At 62.9% G+C, this 26,882-nt stretch carries 18 protein-coding genes; 15 read left to right on the top strand and 3 right to left on the bottom strand.

Annotated features, from left to right (window positions below; genetic code table 11):
• The first annotated feature begins 62 nt into the window (after positions 1–62).
• The 6 genes from rplK to rplL all read left to right on the top strand — a co-directional run bounded on the left by rplK (position 63) and on the right by rplL (position 5,102).
• Complete coding sequence (gene rplK, locus NIBR502772_RS18265) at positions 63–494, top strand: 50S ribosomal protein L11 (RefSeq protein ID WP_141141219.1); 432 nt, start codon at positions 63–65, stop codon at positions 492–494.
• Between the two features lie 142 nt (positions 495–636).
• The gene (gene rplA, locus NIBR502772_RS18260) at positions 637–1,344 is read left to right on the top strand and encodes a 50S ribosomal protein L1 (protein ID WP_104061918.1); all 708 of its coding nucleotides are present in this window, start codon (positions 637–639) and stop codon (positions 1,342–1,344) included.
• 158 nt (positions 1,345–1,502) lie between these two features.
• Complete coding sequence (locus tag NIBR502772_RS18255) at positions 1,503–2,621, top strand: GNAT family N-acetyltransferase (protein WP_141141218.1); 1,119 nt, start codon at positions 1,503–1,505, stop codon at positions 2,619–2,621.
• Positions 2,622–2,629: 8 nt separating this feature from the next.
• The gene (locus tag NIBR502772_RS18250) at positions 2,630–3,748 is read left to right on the top strand and encodes a GNAT family N-acetyltransferase (protein WP_141142151.1); all 1,119 of its coding nucleotides are present in this window, start codon (positions 2,630–2,632) and stop codon (positions 3,746–3,748) included.
• 296 nt (positions 3,749–4,044) lie between these two features.
• Positions 4,045–4,644 carry a 50S ribosomal protein L10 gene (rplJ, locus tag NIBR502772_RS18245; protein WP_141141217.1) on the top strand — a complete coding sequence of 200 codons (600 nt, stop codon included), beginning with the start codon at positions 4,045–4,047 and terminating at the stop codon, positions 4,642–4,644.
• Between the two features lie 80 nt (positions 4,645–4,724).
• On the top strand, positions 4,725–5,102 hold the full coding sequence (rplL, locus tag NIBR502772_RS18240) for a 50S ribosomal protein L7/L12 (protein ID WP_056344416.1): 378 nt from the start codon (positions 4,725–4,727) through the stop codon (positions 5,100–5,102).
• A 125-nt stretch (positions 5,103–5,227) separates the two neighbouring features.
• Here the strand turns inward: rplL and NIBR502772_RS18235 are convergent, their stop codons facing one another.
• Together NIBR502772_RS18235 and NIBR502772_RS18230 are read right to left on the bottom strand one after the other, a co-directional pair.
• On the bottom strand, positions 5,228–5,725 hold the full coding sequence (locus NIBR502772_RS18235; RefSeq protein WP_104062636.1) for an aminoacyl-tRNA deacylase: 498 nt from the start codon (positions 5,723–5,725) through the stop codon (positions 5,228–5,230).
• Positions 5,726–5,741: 16 nt separating this feature from the next.
• Positions 5,742–6,941, bottom strand: coding sequence for an acetyl-CoA C-acetyltransferase (locus tag NIBR502772_RS18230; RefSeq protein ID WP_141141216.1), 1,200 nt, complete (start codon positions 6,939–6,941; stop codon positions 5,742–5,744).
• A gap of 242 nt (positions 6,942–7,183) precedes the next feature.
• Between NIBR502772_RS18230 and NIBR502772_RS18225 the strand changes: the two genes are divergently transcribed.
• The 9 genes from NIBR502772_RS18225 to NIBR502772_RS22950 all read left to right on the top strand — a co-directional run bounded on the left by NIBR502772_RS18225 (position 7,184) and on the right by NIBR502772_RS22950 (position 24,943).
• Positions 7,184–7,654 (top strand): hypothetical protein, encoded by a 471-nt coding sequence (locus NIBR502772_RS18225; protein WP_141141215.1) that lies wholly within the window; start codon positions 7,184–7,186, stop codon positions 7,652–7,654.
• Positions 7,655–7,950: 296 nt separating this feature from the next.
• Positions 7,951–11,460, top strand: a complete 3,510-nt coding sequence (gene rpoB, locus NIBR502772_RS18220; RefSeq protein WP_104062650.1) for a DNA-directed RNA polymerase subunit beta — start codon at positions 7,951–7,953, stop codon at positions 11,458–11,460.
• Between the two features lie 161 nt (positions 11,461–11,621).
• A complete protein-coding gene (locus NIBR502772_RS18215) occupies positions 11,622–15,521 on the top strand; it encodes a DNA-directed RNA polymerase subunit beta' (protein WP_104062633.1) in 3,900 nt (1,299 codons plus the stop codon).
• Positions 15,522–15,943: 422 nt separating this feature from the next.
• A complete protein-coding gene (gene rpsL, locus NIBR502772_RS18210; protein WP_011692814.1) occupies positions 15,944–16,318 on the top strand; it encodes a 30S ribosomal protein S12 in 375 nt (124 codons plus the stop codon).
• A 1-nt stretch (position 16,319) separates the two neighbouring features.
• Positions 16,320–16,790 carry a 30S ribosomal protein S7 gene (rpsG, locus tag NIBR502772_RS18205; protein ID WP_011692813.1) on the top strand — a complete coding sequence of 157 codons (471 nt, stop codon included), beginning with the start codon at positions 16,320–16,322 and terminating at the stop codon, positions 16,788–16,790.
• A 69-nt stretch (positions 16,791–16,859) separates the two neighbouring features.
• Complete coding sequence (fusA, locus tag NIBR502772_RS18200; RefSeq protein ID WP_104062632.1) at positions 16,860–18,974, top strand: elongation factor G; 2,115 nt, start codon at positions 16,860–16,862, stop codon at positions 18,972–18,974.
• Positions 18,975–19,219: 245 nt separating this feature from the next.
• Positions 19,220–20,410 carry an elongation factor Tu gene (gene tuf, locus NIBR502772_RS18195; protein ID WP_141141214.1) on the top strand — a complete coding sequence of 397 codons (1,191 nt, stop codon included), beginning with the start codon at positions 19,220–19,222 and terminating at the stop codon, positions 20,408–20,410.
• Positions 20,411–20,566: 156 nt separating this feature from the next.
• Positions 20,567–24,787, top strand: coding sequence for a hypothetical protein (locus tag NIBR502772_RS18190; RefSeq protein ID WP_210412320.1), 4,221 nt, complete (start codon positions 20,567–20,569; stop codon positions 24,785–24,787).
• Between the two features lie 30 nt (positions 24,788–24,817).
• Positions 24,818–24,943, top strand: coding sequence for a hypothetical protein (locus NIBR502772_RS22950; RefSeq protein WP_256370759.1), 126 nt, complete (start codon positions 24,818–24,820; stop codon positions 24,941–24,943).
• Positions 24,944–24,985: 42 nt separating this feature from the next.
• On the opposite strand, the gene NIBR502772_RS18185 is transcribed toward NIBR502772_RS22950, so the two are convergent.
• The gene (locus tag NIBR502772_RS18185; RefSeq protein WP_141141213.1) at positions 24,986–26,437 is read right to left on the bottom strand and encodes a GH1 family beta-glucosidase; all 1,452 of its coding nucleotides are present in this window, start codon (positions 26,435–26,437) and stop codon (positions 24,986–24,988) included.
• Between the last annotated feature and the right edge of the window lie 445 nt (positions 26,438–26,882).

The raw sequence follows: 26,882 nt of genomic DNA, 5'->3' as shown, positions 1-26,882 counted from the left end.
GCGGCCAACAACCTGAGGCACGCTCCTGTGTCCCAGGAAGATATTGAGAGAAGGACCTTACATTGGCTCCCAAGAAGAAGGTCACCGGCCTCATCAAGCTGCAGATCCAGGCAGGCGCCGCTAACCCGGCACCGCCGATCGGTCCTGCGCTTGGCCAGCACGGTGTCAACATCATGGAATTCTGCAAGGCGTACAACGCTGCAACAGAAGCCCAGCGCGGAAACGTTATCCCCGTGGAAATCACGGTCTACGAAGACCGTTCCTTCACGTTCATCACCAAGACCCCGCCGGCTGCAGAGCTCATCAAGAAGGCTGCAGGCGTTGCCAAGGGTTCACCCACCCCGCACACCGTCAAGGTTGCCAAGCTGACTAAGGCCCAGGTCAACGAGATCGCCACCACCAAGATGGAAGATCTCAACGCCACCAGCCTCGAAGGCGCAGCGAAGATCATCGCCGGTACCGCCCGCTCCATGGGTATCACCGTAGAAGGCTAATAGCCTTCACCGTCGGGAAACCGGCACCACTGCCGGACAACCGGCACAAACCGTAATGCCGCAGGATCCATGCAGGATCCTCGGCTGTGGCAGGGCCCAGCGCGGTCCGCAGACCACAACTGCACAAGGAGAAATAAGCAGCATGGCAAAGCGCAGCAAAGCATATGAGGCAGCAGCCGCCAAGATCGACGCGGAGAAGTTCTACGCGCCGTTCGAGGCAGTAACGCTCGCCAAGGACACCAACCCGTCCAAGTTCGACGCCACCGTTGAGGTTGCCTTCCGCCTGGGCGTTGACCCTCGCAAGGCTGACCAGATGGTCCGCGGCACCGTTATCCTGCCCCACGGCACCGGTAAGGTCTCCCGCGTCCTGGTCTTCGCAACGGGCGACAAGGCTGAGGCAGCAATCGCTGCCGGTGCCGACTTCGTTGGTTCCGATGACCTGATCGAAAAGATCGCAGCCGGCTGGACCGACTTCGACGCAGCCGTGGCCACCCCTGACCTCATGGGCAAGGTTGGCCGTCTTGGTAAGGTCCTGGGTCCCCGTAACCTGATGCCGAACCCGAAGACGGGCACCGTGACCGCAGACGTCGCCAAGGCTGTCAACGACATCAAGGGTGGCAAGATCGACTTCCGCGTCGACAAGCACTCGAACCTGCACTTCATCATCGGCAAGGTTTCCTTCGACGCCCTCAAGCTGGCCGAGAACTACGCAGCAGCACTGGAAGAGGTGCTTCGTCTGAAGCCGTCCGCTTCCAAGGGCCGCTACATCCAGAAGGCCACCGTGGCCACCACGTTCGGTCCCGGCATCTCTGTCGACCCCAACGTCACGAAGGTCCTGACCGAGGTCTAGTCCTCAACAGCACTTCGGCCGGTTTATCCCGGCACACAAAAGGACCGTCCGGCACTGCGCCGGACGGTCCTTTTGCATACCCAAGGACCCTGGACCAAACGGCCTTCGCCCGCCCCCGACCAAACCATGCGGATAGTCGCGGATGGTTAGGATGGGGCATGACCGGTCAGCAGCTGATGATCACCCCAGTCGCGATTCCTTCAGCGCTCGACGCCGGGACAGACCACAGTGCCGGCGGCACCGGCGGCGTGATGGACTTCTTCGAGTGCCACGCCCTGCGCGAGAAGCACGAACTGGAGAAATGGGGCGACCTGGACCGCTGCCCCACGGCCATGGAGAGCCTGGAATACTGGCGCGGCAATGAGTATGAGGAACGCCGGCTCTTCATAGCACAGCTGGGCCAGGAAACCGTGGGTACCTGCTCCGTAACCCTGCCCCTGCGTGAGAACACGTCCACGGCAGGGATCATGGTGGACGTGGCGGCAGCCTTCCGGCGTCAGGGTTGGGGCCGCCGGCTGCTGGAGCACGCCGAGGCTGTGGCCGCGGACAGCGGACGCACTTCCTTGGACGCCTACTGTGAGCTGCCCGCCGGGCCGGTGGAGAACGCGGCCCGGTTGATCCCCGCCAAATCCGGCGCGGGCGGGCTCCCCGCAGATGACCCTGCCGTGGCCTTTGCAGCCTCTGCGGGCTACGAACTTGAGCAGGTGGAGAGGGCCAGCCGGCTCGCCCTGCCGGTACCGGCGAGTCAACTCGACGCCCTAGAGATGGAGGCCTCTTCACGGGCAACCGGCTACACCCTGGTGGGCTGGTCTGATACGTGTCCTGACGAACTCGTGGCTGAATACGCAGTCCTCAAGAACCGGATGAGCACAGATGTCCCTATTGCCGGCCTGGACTGGGAAGCCGAGGACTGGGACCCAGCCAGGGTCCGGCAGGAGGAACAGTCGAGCAGCCGCGGCGGCGTGCAGAGCCAGGTCGCAGCGGCGCTGCACAGGCCTACCGGCAAGCTTGTGGCCTACACGGTCCTGAACTGGCGGCCGGGAATTCCTGCGAGCATTGCCCAGCAGGACACGCTGGTCTCGTCCGAGCACCGCGGCAAGAGGCTGGGATTGCTGATCAAGACGGCGAACCTCCGGGCGGCCCAGCATCGGTGGCCCGCGGCACGATCGGTGCTGACATGGAACGCCGTGGAAAACCGGCATATGCTGGCGATAAATAATTTGCTTGGATTCAAACCTGCTGGTTATGAGGGCGAATGGCAGAAACGGCTGGGATGACGCACCTGATGGCAGAAGACGTACGGATCGAGCAGTTGTGGATCCCGGATACCGTGGACGCACCCGACGCAGTGGATTTTCTGGCTGCCGTGGAGGTGGGCCGCAAAGTCCGGATGCAGACCTGGGGCAGTGATGACCTCGCGTACACGCCGCTGGAGAAGCTCCTTGAGCTGGCCGATCCCTATGAGCGCCAGATCATCCTGGTGGCCAAGGCCGGGGACCAGATCATCGGCACGGTGGACATTGCACTGCCGCTGACTGACAACCTGGACATGGCGGAGTTCACGCTGGACATCCTGCCGGAATTCCAGCGCCAGGGGGTAGGCCGCAAGCTGCTGCTCGCGGCAGAACACCTGGCACGCAGCGAGGGCCGCACGCTGATCCTCGTTGACACCAACCATCCCGGCGCGTCCCTGCACGAGTTCGAGGCGGCCCAGCTGGTGCCGGGTTCCGGGCAGGGCTTTGTGCCGCTGGACAGTCGGGAAGTCGAATTCGCGCGCCGGACGGGCTACACACTGCAGCACATCGAACAGTTCAGCGCCTGTGCACTGCCCCTGGACACCAAACTCGTGGCCGATCTCCAGGCCGAGGCCGATGAAGCCAACAACGGGCGGTACCGGCTTCATCACTGGACGGACCGCTGCCCGGATGAGTGGCTGGAAGCCGTGGCCGTGCTCGAAAACCAGGCGGGCGCCGACGTCGACCCTTCCCTGGAGACTCCCGTTGAGCAGGACATGGTGTTCGACGGCGGCATCCTCCGCGAGGCGGAAGAGGTCACCATCGCGCAGGGGAGGCGGACGGTGGTCACCGCCGTCGAGCATCTGGCCACCGGGGCACTGGTGGGCCTGACCACCATCAGCGTCCTTGCGCACCGGCCCGATGTGGTGTTCCAGGACGACACCCTGGTCCTGCAGGAGCACCGCGGGAACAAGCTGGGGCTGCTGATCAAGGTGGCCAACATGGAGCGGCTCACCGAGCAGTTCCCCGACGCCCGGGTGATCTACACCTGGAACGCGCCGGAGAACAGGTATCTGCTGACGGTCAACCAGCAGCTTGGCTTCACCACGGCCGGCGTGACCGGCATCTGGCAGAAAGAGCTCCCACACCTGGGGACCAGCAAGAGCTGAGGCCGATTTGGTGGTCCGGCGGCCCGTCCCGTAAGCTTGAACTACCAAAGACCGTCGGTTGTTGGAAATCCATTCTCCTGAACGCAGCTCAACTCTGCAGTTGTGTGCGGGAGGCCAAATGTATTTCTGGACGAAGGACCCTGAACATAGGGCGGCCGGCGCAGGTGAACGAAGCAACGCTCCACAGTGAAAACCGTGTTGAGCCAAGCCCCGTGCATCTGCGCGGGGCGTTTTTTTGTTTTAGCTCATCTGAGCGGGGACCGTCGCATACCGGCACTATCCCCGGAAGGAGGGTTATGGCAACGCCTACAAAGGTTTCAGCAGTAGCTGAGATCACTAACGATTTCAAGGAATCGAACGCCGCTGTCCTGACCGAATACCGTGGGCTCACCGTTGCACAGCTCAAGCAGCTGCGTGTTTCTCTCGGCCAGGACACCAAGTTCTCGGTCGTCAAGAACACCCTGACCGCAATTGCAGCCAAGGAAGCTGGTGTCGAAGCATTCAACGACCAGCTCTCCGGCCCCACTGCAATCGCGTTCATCAAGGGTGACGCAGTTGCAGCTGCCAAGAGCCTGACGGATTTTGCCAAGGCCAACAAGCAGCTGGTCATCAAGACCGGTTACTTCGAGGGCAAGGCACTGACCGCCAGCGAAGTTTCTGCACTGGCAGCGCTCGAGTCCCGCGAGCGGCAGCTCGCCATGGTTGCAGGCATCCTCAAGGCTCCTGCTGCCGCCGCTGCACGCACGATTGACGCACTGCGCCTCAAGCTTGAAGAAGAGAACGGTGCACCGGCAGCTGCCGAGGCTCCCGCCGCTGAAGAAGCTCCGGCCGCAGACGAAGCCCCCGAAGCAGTTGCAGAAGCCTCGGCTGAAGCACCCGCTGCCGAAGAGAACTAGTTTCTCTTCACCCACCAGACTCCGGTGTGAAGGCAATGGCCCAGGCCGCCAAGCACCACCTATAGGAAGGACGCCACACCATGGCGAAGCTCACCAACGAAGAGCTCATTGAAGCTTTCAAGGAACTGACCATCATCGAGCTCTCCGAGTTCGTCAAGCTCTTCGAAGAGACCTTCGAAGTTACTGCAGCTGCAGTTGCTGTTGCTGGCCCCGCCGGTGGCGGCGCAGCTGAAGAAGCTGAAGAGCAGACTGAATTCGACGTTATCCTCGAATCAGCTGGCGAAAAGAAGATCGCAGTGATCAAGGAAGTTCGCGCAATCACTTCCCTGGGTCTGAAGGAAGCTAAGGACGTTGTTGACAGCGCTCCGAAGGCTGTTCTCGAAGGCGTCACGAAGGAAGCTGCCGAGAAGGCAGTGGAGCAGCTCCAGGCTGCCGGCGCAACCGTTACCCTCAAGTAACTCACGCCGCTTCACGGAAAACCCCGTCCACTTCGGTGGGCGGGGTTTTCCTGCATTTAACCCAACGCGGGGTCACATAATGCCCCTGAAGTGCCCACTATTGGGCCGTGAGTGACCCCGCGTTGCTAGCTCGGTTCGGAGATATCGGCGACGACGGCGCCCAGTGCTGCGGTGAGCGCATCGGCGTCCACAAACGCGCTGTAGCCGTGTTCGCCGGCGCCCATGGAGATCCGGCGGCCGGCAATGGTGGCGTCCGCGTACACCGGCCAGGCGGTGGTGCTGCCGAGCGGGGTGATGGTCCCGCGTTCGTAGCCGGTCGCACCAAGCGCCACGTCCGCGGGCGGCAACGAGAGTTTGTTGACGCCCACCAGGGTCCGCAGTTTTGGCCAGGAGATCTGCCGGTCGCCCGGAATCAGCGCGAACAGGAACGTCCCGTCCTTGTGCTTGACCACCAGGGACTTCACGATGTCCGCGGGCGTGATGCCCAGGATCCCGGCAGCCTCCTCGAGGCTCCGCGCGGCCAACCGCTCCACCAGCTGCACGTCCAAGCCGCGCGCGGCGGCGTCAGCAAGGAAGCGCTGACGTCCGACGGCGGCGCTCCCGTTGTCCGCCTGCCCCGCCATCAGTCCGTGCCCGCCATCAGTCCCGGTACAGCAGGAGCGCTTCGCCCTGACCGCCGCCGCCGCACAGGGAGACCGCGGCCTTGCCGCTGCCCCGCCGTTTGAGTTCATGGGCCGCGTGCAGCGCCAACCGCGCACCGGAAGCCCCGATCGGGTGGCCCAGGGCAATGGCGCCGCCGTGGATGTTGCACTTCTCCAGCGGGTAGTCCAGGTCTTTCAGCGACTGCACCGCGACCGAACCGAACGCTTCGTTAATTTCGATGAAGTCCAGGTCGGCGGTGCTCCATTCCGCCCGCTGCAGTGCGTTCATGATGGCGTGGGACGGCTGCGAATGCAGGGAATTGTCCGGACCGGCAACCTGTCCGGGCTTCCCCACCACAGCCAGGTATTCCAGGCCGTTCTCCTCCGCGAAACGGCGCGATGCCAGCACCAGTGCGGAGGCGCCGTCGGACAGGGGAGAGGAGTTGCCGGCGGTGATGGTTCCGTCGCTGACAAAGGCTGCCCGCAGCCCGGCCAGGGACTCGATGGACGTGTTGGGCCGTACCCCTTCATCCGTGGAGACAACGATGGGATCTCCCTTGCGCTGCTTGACGCTGATGGGTGCGATCTCGTCGTCGAAGACGCCGTTCTTCGCCGCCAGCGCCGCACGCTGGTGCGATTGGGCGGCCACGTTGTCCTGCGAGATCCGGTCAATGCCCAGGGTCAGGTTCTTGGTTTCGGTGGACAGGCCCATGGACTGGCCGTCGAATGCATCCGTGAGGCCGTCGTGCGCCGCAACGTCCAGCGCCTGGATGGCGCCATAGGTCCAGCCCTGGCGGGAACCCGGCAGCAGGTGAGGCGCACGGGTCATGGATTCCTGGCCGCCGGCCACCACGACGGTGGCGTCGCCGCTGCGGATCATCCTGGCGGCGTCGATCACCGCGGTCAGCCCGGACAGGCACACCTTGTTGATGGTGACGGTCGGAACGTTCCAGCCGATTCCCGCTCCGATAGCGCTCTGGCGTGCGGGGTTCTGCCCGGCGCCGGCCTGCAGTACCTGGCCCATGATGACGGCGTCCACCTGGCCGGCGTCCACGCCGCTCGCTGCAATCGCGGACCTGATCGCGTGCGCTCCCAGTTCGACGGCGGTGAAGCTCGCCAGCTGCCCGTTGAGCCGGCCCTGCGGCGTGCGCGCACCGGCCAGGATGACCACGTCAGTGTTGTCGTTGGAGTTGCCCATTGTGATCTCTTCCGCTCTGAATCGATGTACTTCCAAGGCTACCGTGAGGCTTGTCACCTATTTATCCAAACGCCGCAGGGGTGCCGATGATTCCAATCGTGCCGGCCGTGGCCACCAGGGGAGAACTACCCATCCGCCGGTTGTGCGCGAGGTCGCGGTGGTGCGTAGGGTGGACGGCGAAGACGAAAGCAACAGAGCAACGCAAAACATCAGAGCAACGCAAAACAGGGAGCAGCAGCATCTTGAAGAAAATCCTCGCCGCGGCAGCCATGGCCAGCCTCGCCGGACTCACCGCCTGCAGCGTTGCCACTCCTGCGCCGGACAGCACTTCATCCACAGCAGCCCCCACTGCGTCCACGTCGGCACCTTCCACCGCGTCGCCGTCGCGCTCTTCCAGTCCGTCGGCAGCGCCCCAGGCCGGTGGTGTTAAGGGAGCTTGCGAGACGTTCAACTCGCTCTATGCCGACTACAAGGCCATCCAGGACGATTCCAACGCCTACGAGGACATCTACTTTGCCGCGCAGGACGCCAAGGACACGGTGTCGGGGAACCTGGTGGGACTGTTTACATCGCTCAGCGTCCTTGCGCTCGACCACTCCACGGCCGCGAAAAGCGGCGGCGATCCCGAGCAGGCTTCCAAGGATGGTGTGCGTGACGCGGTCTTCGCAAACGCCCAGGCCTGCACGGCTGAGGACGTTACGCTCCGGCTCTGATGCCGCTTCCGGTATCAAAAAATCAGTGCTTGCAATAAGTCCGGTTGTGGGGTAGACACGTAATTGGTTTTGCCGTATCGTAGATATTTGCGTCTTCCCTGTTTACCTTCAGCCTTCATATAGCGGTGGGCTTTGCCTGGCAGCTGACCATCAACGTGCCGTCAACAACGTCATTGTATGGAAAGCCCCGGCCCGGGTCATATAGCGGAACCGGATGGTAGCACTGCGGAGTCATTCCGCAGGGTGCACAGCGGGGGAGATCTGAAAACGCCTGAAGGTCTGTGGAAGGATCCCTCTTGGTCGCCTCGAGCACCTCTAATAACGAAACCGCTAACACCGCCGACAGCACTGATGGTGCCACTCGCCGGCTATCATTCGCAAAGATTCACGAACCGCTGGACGTTCCGAATCTCCTTGCCCTGCAGACGGACAGCTTCGACTGGCTGGTCGGAAACGAACGCTGGCAGGCGCGCGTAGCGAAGGCCGTCGAAGAAAACGATCTCAGCGTCGCCACCTCGTCCGGACTGTCGGACATCTTTGAAGAGATCTCCCCGATCGAGGACTTCCAGGGCACCATGTCCCTGAGCTTCTCCGATCCGGAGTTCGCTGACCCGAAGTACACCATGGCCGAGTGCAAGGACCGGGACGCAACGTACTCGGCACCGCTGTACGTCAAGGCCGAGTTCATGAACAACAACACGGGCGAAATCAAGCAGCAGACCGTGTTCATGGGCGACTTCCCCCTCATGACGGAGAAGGGCACCTTCGTCGTCAACGGCACCGAGCGTGTGGTCGTCTCCCAGCTGGTCCGTTCACCGGGCGCCTACTTTGAGCGCACCGCCGACAAGACCAGTGACAAGGACATCTTCACTGCCAAGATCATCCCGTCCCGCGGTGCATGGTTTGAACTCGAAATCGACAAGCGCGACCAGGTCGGCGTTCGCCTCGACCGCAAGCGCAAGCAGTCCGTCACCGTTCTGCTGAAGGCCCTCGGCTGGACCGAAGGCCAGATCCTCGAAGAGTTCGGCCAGTACGACTCCATGCGCGCAACGCTGGAGAAGGACGCCACCGAGACCCGCGAAGACGCGTTGCTGGACATCTACCGGAAGCTGCGACCGGGCGAGCCGCCCACAGTCGAGGCTGCCCAGTCCCTCCTGGACAACCTGTACTTCAACTCCAAGCGCTACGATCTGGCCAAGGTTGGCCGTTACAAGATCAACCGCAAGCTTGGCATCGACCGCTCCCTTGGCGACAAGGAAGCTTCGGTCCTGCACGTTGAAGACATCGTGGCCATGATCAAGTTCCTGGTTGCCCTGCACGCCGGCGAGAAGACCCTCACGGGCAAGCGCGACGGCCAGGACCACGAGCTGCGCGTTGAGATCGATGACATCGACCACTTCGGCAACCGTCGTATCCGCGCCGTCGGCGAGCTCATCGAGAACCAGGTCCGCACCGGCCTGTCCCGTATGGAGCGCGTTGTCCGCGAGCGGATGACCACCCAGGACGTCGAGGCCATCACGCCGCAGACACTGATCAACATCCGCCCTGTTGTTGCAGCCATCAAGGAGTTCTTCGGAACTTCCCAGCTGTCGCAGTTTATGGACCAGAACAACCCTCTGTCGGGTCTGACCCACAAGCGCCGTCTGTCCGCGCTTGGCCCGGGTGGTCTGTCCCGTGACCGCGCAGGCATGGAAGTTCGAGACGTTCACCCGTCCCACTACGGACGTATGTGCCCCATCGAAACCCCTGAAGGCCCGAACATTGGTCTGATCGGTTCGCTGGCATCCTACGGCCGCATCAACCCGTTCGGCTTCATCGAGACTCCTTACCGTCTCGTCGCTGAAGGCGTTGTCTCCGACGAGGTCCAGTACCTCACGGCCGACGACGAAGCAGAGGTCCTGATCGCACAGGCCAACGCTCCGCTGGATGAGAACAAGAAGTTCGCCGAAGAGACCGTCCTGGTCCGCGCCCGTGGTGGTGGAGGCGAGCCTGTGCTCGTTCCCGCCGGCGAGGTCGAGTTCATGGACGTTTCCCCGCGCCAGATGGTGTCCGTGGCTACGGCCCTGATCCCGTTCCTCGAGCATGACGATGCTAACCGCGCACTCATGGGTGCCAACATGCAGCGCCAGGCCGTGCCGCTGGTCCGTTCCGAGGCCCCGTTCGTGGGCACCGGCATGGAGCGCGCCGCAGCCGTCGACGCCGGTGACGTCACCATTGCGAAGAAGGCCGGTGTGGTTACCGAAGTCTCCGCTGAACTCGTCATCATGCTCAACGACGACGGTACGGAAACCAACTACCGCATCAACAAGTTCGCACGCTCCAACCAGGGCAACTGCTACAACAACCGTGTCCTGGTGAACGAAGGCCAGCGTCTCGAGGTCGGCGGCATCATCGCCGACGGTCCGGCAACGGACCAGGGCGAACTCGCCCTCGGTAAGAACCTGCTCGTGGCATTCATGTCATGGGAAGGCCACAACTTCGAGGACGCCATCATCCTCTCGCAGCGCATTGTTGCCGAGGACGTTCTTTCCTCCATCCACATCGAGGAGCACGAGATCGATGCCCGCGACACCAAGCTTGGTGCCGAGGAAATCACCCGTGACATCCCCAACGTGTCCGAGGAAGTCCTGGCAGGCCTGGACGAGCGCGGCATCATCCACATCGGTGCCGAAGTTGAAGCCGGCGACATCCTGGTCGGAAAGGTCACCCCGAAGGGTGAAACCGAACTGACCCCGGAAGAACGCCTGCTGCGCGCCATCTTCGGCGAGAAGTCCCGCGAAGTGCGCGACACCTCCCTGAAGGTTCCGCACGGCGAGTCCGGCACCGTCATCGGCGTCCGCGTCTTCGACCGCGACAACGACGACGAACTGCCCCCGGGCGTGAACCAGCTGGTTCGCGTCTACGTGGCCGCGAAGCGCAAGATCACTGACGGCGACAAGCTCGCCGGCCGTCACGGCAACAAGGGCGTTATCTCCAAGATCCTCCCGATCGAGGACATGCCCTTCCTTGCCGACGGTACCCCCGTTGATATTGTCCTGAACCCGCTGGGTGTTCCGGGCCGTATGAACGTCGGCCAGGTACTGGAAACGCACCTCGGCTGGGTTGCCAAGACCGGTTGGAAGATCGAAGGCGAGCCCGAGTGGATGAAGCAGCTGCCGAACCTGCCGCGCGAGAGTGGCTCCACCACTGTTGCAACGCCGGTGTTCGATGGCGCCCGTGAAGAGGAAATCACGGGTCTGCTGGACTCCACCAACGTCACGCGCGACGGCGACCGCCTGATCAACTCCTCAGGCAAGACCCGCCTCTTCGACGGCCGCTCCGGCGAGCCGTTCCCGGATCCGATCTCGGTCGGCTACATGTACATCCTGAAGCTCCACCACCTGGTGGACGACAAGATCCACGCCCGTTCCACTGGCCCGTACTCCATGATCACGCAGCAGCCGCTGGGTGGTAAGGCACAGTTCGGTGGCCAGCGCTTCGGTGAGATGGAAGTGTGGGCGCTGGAAGCTTATGGCGCCGCGTACACGCTCCAGGAACTCCTCACCATCAAGTCGGATGATATCCACGGTCGTGTCAAGGTCTACGAAGCAATCGTCAAGGGCGAGAACATCCCCGAGCCGGGCGTTCCTGAGTCCTTCAAGGTCTTGATCAAGGAAATGCAGTCGCTGTGCCTGAACGTGGAAGTACTTTCCACGGACGGAACCACAATTGAAATGCGTGACTCTGATGACGCAGTCTTCACGGCTGCGGAAGAACTGGGCATCGATCTGTCTCGTGCAGAGCCCAGTTCCGTAGAAGAGGTTTAGCAGGTTGATGTCCGGGGAAAAGCAAGCGGCCCCGCCGCGCTGCCTTTTCCCCGGCATCACCTCCCTCTTCCCGTAACCGGGGCAACCGGTGGTCGAGCTTGTCGAGACCCAGGTGCCCTCAAGACTTCAGAATTTAGAGAACAAGAGAGAACAGGGACCATATGTCCAGCGAATCCTCCTTCGGCCTCATGCAGATCGGCCTCGCCACCGCGGATGACATCCGTGGCTGGTCTTACGGCGAGGTTAAGAAGCCGGAAACCATCAACTACCGCACGCTCAAGCCCGAGAAGGACGGCCTCTTCTGCGAGAAGATCTTCGGCCCTTCCCGCGACTGGGAATGCTACTGCGGTAAGTACAAGCGCGTGCGCTTCAAGGGCATCATCTGCGAGCGTTGTGGCGTTGAAGTCACCCGTGCGAAGGTCCGCCGTGAGCGCATGGGCCACATCGAGCTGGCCGCCCCGGTCACGCACATCTGGTACTTCAAGGGTGTTCCGTCCCGCCTGGGCTACCTCCTTGACCTGGCACCGAAGGACCTCGAAAAGGTCATCTACTTCGCTGCCTACATGATCACCAGCGTCGACGCCGATAGCCGCCACGAGGAACTGCCCAACCTGCAGGTTGAGCACGACATCGAGAAGAAGCAGCTGATCGACAACCGCGACTCCGACATCGCCACGATCGCCCGTGACCTCGAAAACGAGATCGCGCGCCTCGAAGGTGAAGGTGCCAAGGCTGCCGACAAGAAGAAGGCCCGCGACTCCGCGGACCGTCAGATGGCCAACGTGCGTAAGCGTGCCGACGCCGAGATCGAGCGCCTTGAGCAGGTCTGGGACCGTTTCAAGAACCTGAAGGTCGCAGACCTCGAAGGCGACGAAGGCCTCTACCGCGAGCTGCGCGACCGCTACGGCATGTACTTCGAAGGCTCCATGGGTGCCGAAGCCATCAAGAAGCGTCTTGAGAACTTCGACATGCAGGCCGAGTCTGACCTGCTGCGCGACATCATCGCCAACGGCAAGGGCCAGCGCAAGACCCGCGCCCTGAAGCGCCTGAAGGTGGTCAACGCGTTCCTGACCACCAACAACAGCCCGCTCGGCATGGTTCTCGACGCCGTCCCGGTGATCCCGCCGGAACTGCGCCCGATGGTCCAGCTGGACGGTGGCCGCTTCGCGACCTCCGACCTCAACGACCTCTACCGTCGTGTGATCAACCGCAACAACCGCCTCAAGCGCCTGCTTGACCTCGGTGCCCCGGAGATTATCGTCAACAACGAGAAGCGCATGCTTCAGGAAGCTGTTGACAGCCTCTTCGACAACGGCCGTCGCGGCCGTCCGGTCACCGGTCCGGGCAACCGTCCGCTGAAGTCCCTGAGCGACATGCTCAAGGGCAAGCAGGGCCGTTTCCGCCAGAACCTCCTCGGCAAGCGCGTTGACTACTCCGGCCGTTCGGTCATCGTCGTCGGCCCGCAGCTGAAGCTGCACCAGTGTGGCCTGCCCAAGCAGATGGCACTGGAGCTCTTCAAGCCGTTCGTGATGAAGCGCCTGGTTGACCTCAACCACGCCCAGAACATCAAGTCGGCCAAGCGCATGGTCGAGCGTTACCGTCCGCAGGTCTGGGACGTGCTGGAAGAGATCATCACCGAACACCCGGTGCTGCTCAACCGTGCACCCACCCTGCACCGCCTCGGCATCCAGGCGTTCGAACCGCAGCTTGTTGAAGGTAAGGCAATCCAGCTCCACCCGCTGGTTTGTGGCGCCTTCAACGCTGACTTCGACGGCGACCAGATGGCAGTCCACCTGCCGCTGAGCCCTGAGGCCCAGGCTGAGGCACGCATCCTGATGCTGTCCTCGAACAACATCCTGAAGCCGTCCGACGGCCGTCCGGTCACCCTGCCTTCGCAGGATATGATCATCGGTCTTTACCACCTGACCACCAAGCGTGTCGGTTCAGCTGGCGAAGGACGCGTCTTCTCCTCGGTTGCCGAAGCCATCATGGCCTACGACCTCCGCGAGCTGCACCTGAACTCGCAGGTCAGGATCCGTCTCGAAGGCTTCGTTCCGTACGCGGGCTGGGAAGCTCCGGAAGGCTGGGAAGCCGGCCAGCCGGTGATCGTCCAGACCTCCCTGGGACAGGTCATCTTCAACCAGACGCTGCCGGCGGATTACCCGTGGGTTGAGAACGTTGCGGACAAGGGCGAACTGTCCACGATCGTCAACGATCTCGCCGAGCGCTACCCGAAGGTGGTCACGGCGGCAACGCTGGACAATCTGAAGGACGCCGGTTTCTACTGGGCCACCCGCTCAGGCGTTACAGTCGCCATCTCGGACATCGAGGTACCCAAGGACAAGCCGCGGATCCTCGCCGGCTACGAAACCATGGCTGCCAAGATCCAGGGCCAGTACGACAAGGGCCTGATCGACGACGACGAGCGTCGCCAGGAACTGATCGAGATCTGGAACAAGGCAACCAACGAGATCGCCCAGGTGATGCGTGACAACCTGTCGCCGATGAACACCATCAACCGCATGGTGTCCTCGGGTGCACGTGGTAACTGGATGCAGGTCCGTCAGATCGCGGGTATCCGTGGCCTGGTGGCCAACCCTAAGGGTGAAATCATCCCGCGTCCCATCAAGTCCTCCTACCGCGAGGGCCTGTCGGTGCTGGAATACTTCATCGCTACGCACGGTGCCCGTAAGGGTCTGGCTGACACCGCGCTGCGTACCGCCAACTCGGGTTACCTGACCCGTCGTCTGGTGGACGTGTCGCAGGACGTCATCGTTCGCGAAGAGGACTGCGGCACCGAGCGCGGCCTGGTCACGGCAATCGCCGTGCCGGACGCCAACGGCGAGCTGGTCCTGGACGAGAACGTCGAGAACAGCGCCTACGCCCGTACGCTCGCTGTTGATGTTGTGGACTCCAAGGGCAATGTCCTTGCGGCCGGCGGCACCGACTGCGGCGACGTCGTTATCGCTGAGCTGTTCGCAGCCGGCATCACCGAGGTCAAGGTCCGCTCCGTACTCACCTGTGAGTCCAGCGTCGGCACCTGCGCCCTGTGCTACGGCCGTTCACTGGCCACCGGCAAGACCGTGGACATCGGCGAGGCCGTCGGCATCATCGCCGCACAGTCGATCGGTGAGCCCGGTACCCAGCTGACCATGCGTACGTTCCACACCGGTGGTGCTGTTTCCGCCAGCGGTGGCGACGACATCACCCAGGGTCTGCCCCGTATCCAGGAGCTCTTCGAAGCCCGTACTCCGAAGGGTGTCGCACCGATTGCTGAAGCAGCCGGCCGCATCGCCATCGAAGAGTCCGAGCGCCAGATGCGCCTGGTCATCACTCCGGATGACGGCTCTGAAGAGATCGCCTACCCGGTACTGCGCCGTTCACGCCTCCTCATTGAGGACGGCGAGCACGTCACAGTGGGCCAGAAGCTCATCAACGGTCCGGTGGATCCCAAGCAGGTGCTGCGCATCATGGGTCCCCGTGCCGCGCAGAAGTTCCTGGTGGACGAGGTCCAGGGCGTGTACCGCAGCCAGGGCATCGGTATCCACGACAAGCACGTCGAGGTTATCGTTCGCCAGATGCTGCGCCGCGTCACGGTCATCGAGTCCGGCGAATCGGATCTGCTCCCCGGCGAGCTCGCCGAGCGCAGCCGCTTCGAGGAGGCCAACCGCCGCGTTGTGTCCGAGGGCAAGACTCCGGCTTCCGGACGTCCTGAGCTCATGGGCATCACGAAGGCGTCCCTGGCCACCGAGTCCTGGCTGTCGGCAGCTTCCTTCCAGGAGACCACCCGCGTCCTGACGCAGGCGGCCATGGAAGGCAAGAGCGACCCGCTGCTCGGCCTCAAGGAGAACGTCATCATCGGTAAGCTGATCCCGGCCGGCACGGGTCTCCCGCGCTACACCGAGGTCACCGTGGAGCCCACTGAGGAAGCGAAGGCCAACCTGTTCACCGGCCCCAGCGCATTCAGTGACTTCTCGTACGACTCCCTGGGCGGCGACGGAGCTCCTGAGTTCCACGCCATCCCGCTGGATGACTACGATCTCGGCAACGATTTCCGCTAACGCCTAAAGCAACGCGGGGTCACTTACGGCCCAATCTGCACCTCGGATTGGGCTCAAAGTGACCTCGCGTTGCTGTTTAAGTGCTGAAGGAACTTTGAGTGGAGGACGACGGCGGCACCCGAGGTCCGCCGTCGTGCGCTATACACCCGATTAAGGCGCGGGATCAAGCCGTGCTAGAATTTTGGTAATTGTTCTGTGTGGCAGTGGATGAAGGCCGCCGCAGCATCATTTTGGTTTTGTTCTCATGATGCTGGGTGGAGCTTGTTTCCGGGTTGCGGGTAAGGTGCGCAACGAATGCCACGCTTTTGCACGCCTACGCAAGTTTCCAGAGGCCGCAGCTGCAAGGAGCAACGCCAAAACCATCATATTCAGGCTGGCGCCTGAGCGTGAAGGTAGAGATCAAACCAACGGAGAACACGAGAGTGCCTACGATTAACCAGCTGGTCCGCAAGGGCCGCACGCCTAAGGTCAAAAAGACCAAGGCTCCCGCGCTTAACGGCAGCCCGATGCGCCGCGGTGTTTGCACCCGCGTCTACACCACCACCCCCAAGAAGCCGAACTCGGCTCTTCGTAAGGTTGCACGTGTGCGCCTCAACGGTGGCGTTGAAGTTACCGCTTACATCCCCGGTGTAGGCCACAACCTGCAGGAGCACTCCATTGTGCTCGTTCGCGGCGGTCGCGTGAAGGACCTCCCCGGCGTTCGCTACAAGATCGTCCGTGGCGCCCTCGATACCCAGGGTGTGAAGAACCGTAAGCAGGCACGCAGCCGTTACGGCGCAAAGATGGAGAAGAAGTAATATGCCTCGCAAGGGTCCGGCCCCCAAGCGGCCGCTCGTACTAGATCCCGTTTACGGCTCCCCGCTGGTTACCCAGCTGATCAACAAGGTGCTGGTTGACGGTAAGAAGTCCACCGCAGAGCGCATTGTTTACGGTGCCCTCGAAGGCGCCCGCGCCAAGTCCGGCGGCGACCCCGTAGCAGCCCTCAAGAAGGCCATGGAGAACGTCAAGCCTTCCCTCGAGGTCCGCTCACGCCGCGTTGGTGGCGCTACCTACCAGGTTCCGGTTGAGGTCAAGCCGGGCCGCTCCACCGCCCTCGCCCTGCGTTGGCTGGTTGGTTACTCCAAGGCCCGCCGTGAAAAGACCATGACCGAGCGCCTCCAGAACGAAATCCTGGATGCCTCCAACGGTCTCGGTGCCGCTGTGAAGCGTCGCGAAGACACCCACAAGATGGCCGAGTCCAACAAGGCCTTCGCACACTACCGCTGGTAATACTTCCCGGACGCCGCCGGCTCGACTGAGCCGGCGGCGAACGCGTAGTCCATCCGAAAGGGAGACACCGTGGCACAGGACGTGCTTACAGACCTTAGTAAGGTCCGCAACATCGGCATCATGGCTCACATCGATGCTGGCAAGACCACCACCACCGAGCGCATTCTGTTCTACACAGGTGTGAACCACAAGATCGGCGAAACGCACGACGGCGCTTCGACGACTGACTGGATGGAACAGGAGAAGGAACGCGGCATCACCATCACGTCTGCCGCCGTGACCTGCTTCTGGGACAACAACCAGATCAACATCATTGACACCCCCGGCCACGTTGACTTCACCGTCGAGGTTGAGCGCTCACTGCGCGTCCTCGACGGCGCCGTTGCCGTGTTCGATGGTAAAGAAGGCGTCGAGCCCCAGTCTGAGACCGTTTGGCGCCAGGCTGACAAGTACAACGTTCCGCGTATCTGCTTCGTCAACAAGATGGACAAGCTCGGTGCTGATTTCTACTACACGGTAGACACCATCATCAGCCGCCTCGGTGCCAAGCCGCTCGTTATGCAGCTGCCGATCGGTGCCGAGAACGACTTCGTCGGCGTTGTCGACATCCTGGAAATGCGCGCGCTGGTCTGGCCGGGCGACTCCAAGGGTGACGTCACCATGGGTGCCAAGTACGAGGTCCAGGAGATCCCCGCGGATCTGCTGGAGAAGGCCAAGGAATACCGGGCTGCCCTCGTTGAGACGGTGGCTGACGCTACCGAAGAGCTCATGGAGAAGTACCTCGAGGGTGAAGAACTCTCCGTCGAGGAGCTCAAGGCCGGCATCCGCAAGATGACGATCAACTCTGAGCTCTACCCGGTCTTCTGTGGCTCCGCGTTCAAGAACCGCGGCGTTCAGCCGATGCTTGACGCCGTGGTTGACTACCTGCCCAACCCGCTCGACGTTCCGCCGATGATCGGTCACGATCCTCGCGACGAAGAGAAGGAACTCACGCGCGCGCCTTCCTCTGAGGAGCCGTTCTCGGCTCTGGCGTTCAAGATTGCTGCGCACCCCTTCTTCGGCCAGCTCACCTTCATCCGCGTGTACTCCGGTCACGTCGAAGCGGGTGCTCAGGTGGTCAACTCCACCAAGGGCAAGAAGGAGCGCATCGGCAAGCTGTTCCAGATGCACGCCAACAAGGAAATGCCCGTTGAGGGCGCTACCGCCGGCCACATCTACGCAGCGATCGGGCTGAAGGACACCACCACGGGCGACACCCTGTGTGACTCCAGCAACCAGATCGTCCTCGAGTCCATGAGCTTCCCGGAGCCCGTGATCTCGGTTGCCATCGAACCGAACACCAAGGGTGACCAGGAGAAGCTCTCACTGGCTATCCAGAAGCTCTCCGCTGAGGACCCGACCTTCCAGGTCTCCCTCAACGAGGACACCGGTCAGACCATCATCGCCGGCATGGGCGAGCTCCACCTGGATATCCTGGTGGACCGCATGCGCCGCGAATTCAAGGTCGAGGCCAACGTTGGCAAGCCGCAGGTCGCTTACCGCGAAACCATCAAGAATGTTGTTGCGCGTCACGACTACACGCACAAGAAGCAGACCGGTGGTTCGGGTCAGTTCGCAAAGATCCAGATTGCCATTGGGCCGCTGGACACTTCCGAGGGCGAGCTGTACGAGTTCGAGAACAAGGTCACTGGTGGCCGCATTCCGCGCGAATACATCCCGTCGGTTGACGCCGGTATCCAGGATGCACTGAATGACGGCGTCCTGGCCGGTTACCCGGTTGTTGGCATCAAGGCGACGCTGATCGACGGCGCTTACCACGATGTTGACTCTTCGGAAATGGCGTTCAAGATCGCCGGCCGTATGGCTTTCAAGGAAGCCGCACGCAAGGCGAACCCCATCCTGCTCGAACCGCTGATGGATGTAGAGGTCCGCACCCCTGAGGAATACATGGGTGAAGTAATCGGTGACCTCAACTCCCGCCGTGGCCAGATGCAGTCCATGGAAGATGCGCAGGGTGTCAAGGTCATCCGTGCGCACGTCCCGCTGTCCGGCATGTTCGGCTACATCGGTGACCTGCGTTCCAAGACCCAGGGCCGCGCTGTGTATTCCATGACGTTCCACAGCTACGCCGAGGTCCCGAAGGCATTTGCCGACGAGATCATCCAGAAGAACCGCGGCGAGTAGTCTTCCGACTTTCGCAGCAAAAACTCGGGTGCGTTTCCGGTTTACGGAAGCTCACCTGGTGCAGGTGGCCGGGTCCGGTCAAGCCGGGCCCCGGCCATCTGCGCGAACAGGCTCGAGGGACTAGTATTAGTTCCTGAATCTGCAATTTCACCAATCCAAAGCCCCCCAAGTAGACTTGCCTGAGTTTCTGCCGCGATAAGCGCGGTCGAAGGGTAAGTCATTTGAAAACGTTCTAGGAGGAACCTGTGGCAAAGGCAAAGTTCGAGCGGACTAAGCCGCACGTCAACATCGGCACCATTGGTCACGTTGACCACGGTAAGACGACGCTGACTGCCGCCATTTCCAAGGTGCTGTACGACAAGTACCCGACTCTCAACGAGCAGCGCGACTTCGCGTCGATTGACTCTGCTCCGGAAGAGCGCCAGCGTGGCATTACGATCAACATTTCCCACGTTGAGTACCAGACCGAGAAGCGCCACTACGCACACGTAGACGCTCCGGGTCACGCTGACTACATCAAGAACATGATCACCGGTGCTGCACAGATGGACGGTGCAATCCTCGTGGTTGCCGCCACTGACGGCCCGATGGCTCAGACCCGCGAGCACGTTCTGCTTGCCCGCCAGGTTGGCGTTCCCTACCTGCTGGTTGCGCTGAACAAGTCGGACATGGTTGACGACGAAGAGCTGCTGGACCTCGTTGAAATGGAAGTTCGTGAGCTGCTTTCGGCTCAGGGCTTCGATGGCGATGAAGCTCCCGTTGTTCGCGTTTCCGGTCTGAAGGCCCTCGAAGGCGACCCGGTTTGGGTCAAGTCCGTCGAGGACCTCATGGCAGCTGTCGACGAGTCCGTTCCGGACCCCGTACGTGACCGTGACAAGCCGTTCCTGATGCCGATCGAAGATGTCTTCACGATCACCGGCCGTGGCACCGTTGTAACGGGCCGCGCCGAGCGTGGAACTCTCGCCATCAACTCCGAGGTCGAGATCGTCGGCATCCGCCCGGTCCAGAAGACCACGGTTACCGGTATCGAGATGTTCCACAAGCAGCTCGACGAAGCATGGGCCGGCGAGAACTGTGGCCTCCTGCTCCGCGGTCTGAAGCGCGATGACGTAGAGCGTGGCCAGGTTGTCGTCAAGCCGGGTTCCATCACCCCGCACACCGACTTCGAGGCCAACGTCTACATCCTCTCCAAGGACGAAGGCGGACGTCACAACCCGTTCTACTCGAACTACCGCCCGCAGTTCTACTTCCGCACCACGGACGTAACCGGCGTTATCACCCTGCCGGAAGGCACGGAAATGGTTATGCCTGGCGACAACACTGAGATGACCGTTGCGCTCATCCAGCCCATCGCCATGGAAGAGGGCCTCGGCTTCGCTATCCGCGAAGGCGGCCGCACCGTTGGTTCAGGACGCGTTACCAAGATCATCAAGTAATTTACTTGTTGATTACGGAGCTGATCGCCGTCTGACGGCCTGACGCGAAGTTTGGAACAGCCCCGCTGCTAGTGCAGCGGGGCTGTTCTTTGCTACAATTAATCCAATCAATGGATTAATTGTGCAGGCAGGCCTGCCCTCTGGAAAGGGATCGCCATGAGGGACGAATCATATGAAGCGGGGTACCGCGCCGGTCACCTTCAGGGGTGGCGTGACGCCGTGGCCAAGCTTCAGGCGTCCGGCCAGCCCAGTCCGGGGGCCACACAATCGCCAAGTTCTGCCGACGCTGACTCACGGCTGGGGGAGGGCCCGCCCCTGGGGCAGCGTGAGACGGCGGCAGCCAGCAGTGTGCCCACGCCGGCCACGCCAGTGCCACCGAGGATTCCGCCGCAGTCTCCGGCCGCCTCGTTCCAGACATTTCCGGAGACACCGGCTGAGCTCCAGGCCCGCCGTGAAAAGCGGGACCGGCAGAACATCAACATCACGCTGTACGTGGCCAGCCTGCTGCTGGTGGCTGCCGCAGCACTCTTCATCGGCACCAGCCTTCCGCCCATGTTGCGCTTTGCCGGCGTCTGCGCAGTCACGGCGCTTTTCTATGGCGCGGGATTTGTTCTGCACGCCCGGGTCCCGCGGCTGAAGCCTGCTGCCGTGGCGTTCACCGGCACCGGGCTTGCCCTGGTTCCTGTGACCGGGCTGGCACTGTACAACTTCGCATTGCATCACGGCCCGTCTGCCTGGCTGATCACGTCGCTGATCGGTACCGCGGCTTATGTTGCGGCGGCGGTCCGGCTGGAGAGCAGGGTTCTCGTGTACCTTTCCTTCACGTTTGTGGCTTCCACAGCGTTCTCCGGCGTTTCAATCCTGGGTGGCGCGCTCGTCTGGTATTTCGCTGCGCTCATAGCCGTCGCCGTGCTGCTAACTGGCATTGCCCTGGCCCGGCCGCGTTGGCTGCCGCCGGTGTATGTCAGGCCGCTGATGGTCCTGCACCCGTTGGTGGTTCCGGCCGTTGCCGTCGCTGCTACCTGCGTGCCGTTGCACTTGGACAAAGCTGAGTACGCGCTGGTCATCGGGATGTGCGGAGTCTATTTTGCCCTTTTGGCCGCTGTTCCGGGGCGGTTCAGGCTGATCAACTTCTATGCGGCACGGGCCGCCCTGACTGTAGCTGCCGCCGTCGAGATCTGGCACCTGACCGGCCGGGGGACCGATGCCCTGCTCGCCGCCGGCGTACTGTTCGCCGCCCAGGCAGTGGGGCTGGCGTTCCTGTCGGCCAGGCTGACGGGCTGGTTTCCCCAGCAGCAGGCGGGCTCGTCCGGCGCCGGCAACAGCCCAAACGCCGCTGGAGAACGCTGGCAGGTTGATGCCCGGGCGACGTTCGCTCTGCAACTCGCTGCCACCACGGCGTTCAGCGTTCAGGAGACCGCTGTCGGCTTTTTCCGCGCTATGGATGGCTACGGTTCAGTCGCAGCGGGTACTGCGGTGCCGCTGTGGGTGCCGGTGGCATTATCTTTGGCCACGGGCATGATGCTGGCAGCCAAGTGGGCCGGCCGGGCCGAATGGGCGCCCGTGGCCGCACTGGTGTTGGCCGGCATAGTTTCGCCTTCGATGGGCGCGTGGCCGCTAGCCGGAATGCTGCTCGCCGCGGCCGGCTTCTGGGCGATCCGTGGGGTTTTCGCGGCAGGTGATTTCCGCGGCCGGCTGGTTCTGGGGTCCCGGTTGGCCCTTACCTGTGCGGTCCCTGTAACTGTTGCGGCAGTGATGGATGACGGCCCCGGGCGGGCCGAGGCGTCCGTGTTCGCGCTGTTGCTGGCACTCGTGTGCCAGCAACTCCTGACGGCGCTCCTGGAACGCGCGGGCATGCGGATGTTGGCGCCGGAGGCAACCTTGGGCGTCTTCGGTGCCGGGGGTGCGCTGGTTCTGGCCGGGATGCCGTTCATTGAGGCCTCGCCGGACCACGGCCTGACAGCCGTCTGCGTGATCATCCAGCTTGCTGCCGCTTTTGTCATCGGAGCCCTGGTGGTTCCACGGCCGGCTACGGAACCGGACTGGGTTGCAACGGTATGGGAGGCCTTGCCGCTGGGTATGTCCGTGGTCGCTGCGACGGTCGCGTTCCAAGCCGTTTCACAAGGCGCCGGGAATGCGGCGTTGTTGTTGGTGGTTGCATATTTGCTCATCACTGCGGTTCGTCTGCCCCTGCGCCAACACCACTGGGCCTACTGGTGGTTCGCCAGGGCGGCAGCCACCGTACTTGCCCTGACAGCTTTTCACCAGCTGCAGCGGGACGGCGGCCCGGTGGTCATCGCGGACGAAGTGGTCCACCCGGCAACGGTCCTGGTGACCGTGCTGGCACTTCAGCTGTGCTTTCCGCTGGTTGCTGCGGGGCGCCGTCGTGCTCCCCGCGGGATTCTTGCTGACGCGGGCGCAGTGCTCCTTCTCCAGTTGGCCGGCATTGCCAGCCTCTTGCAGTCAGGTTCCGCAGACTGGCAGGAAACGTACGCTGCAGGACTCGTGGCCCTAGGCGCTGCGGCCTCGGGGTACTTCCTTCGCAGAGTGGCGGGTGCACTCTGGTTGGCCCCGTTTGCATTTGTTGTGCAGCTGGTCCTCAGCGATGGCGATCTGCTTCGGGTGGAACTGATCCTGGGTATCTTCGCGGTCTACTCCACGCTGATGGTGGTGGCCGAGCAACAGCGGGCCAGGAAGGGCTGGTACTTTGTGGCGGCCCGCGTGCTGACGGCAGGCCTCGCAGTGGTCCTTAGCTACGACATCACCGCCTCGCCCACTGTGGTTTCGGTGACCTTTGCCCTGGTACTCGCGGCCCAGCATGCCGTCCGCTGGTTGATGCGCACACGGCTGGCTGACATCCCCTTCCAGCAGGCTGCAGTCTGGATCACCCTGGCCGGGCAGGCATTGCTGCCGCTGGTCTACGTGACCAGGCCGGGCGACGTCGGGCTGCTGGCGCAGGACGACGACGGCGGCCGCTGGGTGGTGTTGCTGGAACTGCTGTTGCTGCTGGTCTCTGCTGTGGTAGCCAGGAGACTCTTCAGTGCCTACGGAGCCCGTTACTTCGCTGTGTATGCTGCGCTGTTCGGCGTGCTCGCACTGGGCCCGCTGTTCACGTTCGGCGGGACGTTCCTTGTGACCGCGGTCCTGAGCCACACCGGCACTGCCGTGACTCTGCTCGGTGGTGCGCTGCTTGCGACCGCTGCCGGCATCCTGCGGCACCAGCAGAACGCGGGCCGGCAGAACGGGCTTACTCAGAACGGGCTCACTCAGAGAGGGCACGAGCAGAATGGTCACCAAGAGACCGCTGGCGACGCGGACGTCGAGCGCTGGATCTGGCTGGTTACCGCCGGCTCGTTTGCCGGTGTTGGGCTGCTGATCTCGCCGTTGGCGGCCGACTGGGTGACGGGTGCGGCTGTCCTGGCCCTGTCAGCCGTGTGCTTTACCGCATCGCACGTCGAGGATCTGCCGGTGCTGTATCCGCCCGCAGCCGTGGCCGCGCTCGGCGGGTCCGTCGCCTTGGCGGCGGAGGCGTATCAGGATGTCCCCGGTGTCTGGGACGGATTCCTGCCATGGCTGACCGGCGCGGGCGTGGCTTCGGCTGCCCTCTATGCCGTGCGGCTCATGCGCAGCGGACCGTTGCAGGCCGAGCCGGTGCGTCGTTGGTCGCTTGCCGGTGCGGCGTTCCTCGGCCTCGTGCTGGTGGTCTTGGTGGGAATCCGGCACGATGTAACGTCCTGGACGGCGGCCGCCGTGCTGGCCGCCGCCGTCGGGGTGTCCTACAGGGAGGCTCCCGCAAAGGCGCAACGGATCGTCCTCGAAGTGGGTGCGTTGCTGCTCACAGTAGCCATCCAGCGCGCTGCCATCTTCGAACTGGACGCGCCTGAACATCGCACAGGCCGGCTATTGACCGACCTTCCCAGTCCCTTCTGGGTTGTCCAGTGGTACGTGGTCCTGGCCGCTGTCCTCGGTGGCTTGCGCTACTTCGCCGGCAGCCAAGCTGCCGGCCGGTTCCTGGTGGGCGCGTCCTCTGTTTTGCTCTCGCTGAGCGGCCTGGGCATAGTGTTCGGCGGGAACGCTGGGCAGCAGCTGTGGGTCCTGGTGCTCCTCGCCCTGCTGCTCATGGCAGGCCTTGGACTGGGGGAACGGCTCTTCGTCTGGTGGGGCGCGGCAGGGGTGGCCGCCTGCATTCTGTGGGCCATGCGGCAGTACACGTTCCTGCTGTTGGCGTTCATCGCTGTGGGCCTGATCGTCTTTGCCGTCTGGCGCCTGAACCGTGGAACGGCCGGTCAGGCGCCGGAGGCGGGACCAGAGGTGACCCCGGGTCCTGAGTCCAGCCCGCCGTCCCACGACCGCAGGGAACCGTCCCGCCGGCACTGATACTGTTGCTGACAGCGAGAGGAGTACATCATGGAATGGCTGATTTTTCTGATCATCGTGGTCGCCGTGGTCGCCGGAGTTTTCTGGGCCAAGAGGCATTTCCGCACCGAGATTGACCGCGCCAAGCGCATCAACCGGGCAAACAAGGACAAGTAGCAAGGCCACCGGGCCTCGGCCGGCCGGGGTGTTCGCCGGTGCTCAGCCGGGCTGGCCTTCGCCGGCCAGTGATTTCCGGGCCTGGCTGAGCGCGCGGTACCAGTAGAACGATTCCTTGGGTGTGCGCTCCAGGGTGTCGAAATCCACGTGCACCAGGCCGAAGCGCTGGGAGTACCCCGCGGCCCATTCGAAGTTGTCCATCAGCGTCCAGACGTAGTAGCCGCGGAGGTCCACGTCGTGGGCGATTCCGCCCGGTGCCGTCGCCTCCAGCGCGTGCCGCAGGTGGTCCGCGATGTAACTGATCCGCCCCAGGTCCTGAATGGGGCCGCTGACGTGGTCGGGCTCCGGGAAGCTGGCGCCGCTTTCGGTGATGTACAGCGGGGGCAGCTCCCCTTTATAGCGGTCCTTTAGTTCACGCAGCAGGATGCCAAGGTGCTCCGGCGCTACCGGCCAGCCGAAACCCGTGGTGCCATATTCGGGGAACGGCTCCTGATGGAACGGCACCCGCACCATCGCCTCGGCAGGACCCGTGGGGCTTTCGGCCGGACCCCGTCCGGCTGCCACCTTCGTGGGGTAGTAATAGTTCACGCCGTAGAAGTCCAGGGGCTGGTGGATGGTGCGGAGGTCGGCGTCGGGGATTCTTCCGAACGACCGGAACCAGGGCTTGGCGATGAGCGGCGGGCGGGGGTATTGGCCCAGGAGGACCGGATCGGCATAGATGCGGTTGAGCATCAGGTCGAAAACCAGCGCGATGTATTTGTCCGTGATTTTTCGCGTGGCCGGCCGGACGGGGGAGTGGAGGTTGGTTACGCCGATTCCGCCGCGGACCCCTGCTGCGCGCAGCGCCTGGACGGCCATGCCATGGGCAAGCAGCTGGTTGTGGACAGCAGGAAAGGCATCAAAGAGGAGATCCCGTCCGGGGGCATGGACGCCCAGCGCATAGCCGTTGAGGACTACCGAGGCTGGTTCGTTGAGGGTTACCCATTGGTCTACGCGATCACCAAATCGCCGGCCGGCTTCGCCTGCGTACTCAGCGAACCGTTCGGCGGTGGCCCTGTTCATCCAGCCGCCTCGGTGCTCCAAGGGCAGTGGCGTATCCCAGTGGTAGAGGGTGGCCATGGGGGAGATGCCGGCTTCGAGCAGCTGGTCGATCAGGCGGTCGTAGAAGTCCAGGCCCTGCTTGTTGAACGCGCCGCGGCCGTCCGGCTGGATCCGCGGCCAGGAGATGGAAAAGCGGTAGGAATCCACGCCGAGGTCCCGCATCAGAGCCACATCTTCGGGCGAGCGGTTGTAGTGGTCGCAGGCCACTGCTGGGGAGTGTCCATCGATGATGGCGCCGGGTTTCTCCGCGAAGGCGTCCCAACCGGAGGGACCCCGTCCGTCAGCGGAGAGGGAGCCTTCGATCTGGAAGGCGGCCGCGGCAACACCGAGGGTGAACGAGCTGGGCAGACGGTCGGCCAGATCCTGGACGGAATCGTCATTTTCGACGGTCATTCCCCCATCATCCATTCGGATGTTGCCGAAGGCAATGACCCCAGGTCGCGCAGGGCCCGAATGCGCAGTGCGCTAGCACATCTGCAGTACGGGGAGGTGTCAGCCTGCAGATTCGCTTCTGGGCATAATATCCGGCATACTAGATGAGTTGTTCAAGCGCTTCTTCGTGTCCCGATCCGGATAATGCCGGGTGTCAGGGTCCAAGTGGAAGCCCAAACATAACCCACTCCCCATGGAACTGCGGATTTGTATGCGTGCTAAGCGCGACACGCCCGACCGCGGGGGTCGGTTACGTCGGCAGGTTGAGGAACCCGGATTCATCCGGATTCAGCTTGTGCGGCGGGTGGTAGTTCAGACTTCAAATGCTTCGGCAGCCACATGCAACAAGAAAGTGAACAGAGCAGCCCTCACCGGGAGCAGCACTAACTGAAAGAGAGTCAGGCGA

The sequence above is a fragment of the Pseudarthrobacter sp. NIBRBAC000502772 genome (assembly GCF_006517235.1).
GTDB lineage: Bacteria > Actinomycetota > Actinomycetes > Actinomycetales > Micrococcaceae > Arthrobacter.
The sequence above is the reverse complement of the archived record's forward strand: the minus strand, read 5'-3'. Positions and strand labels throughout refer to the sequence as shown.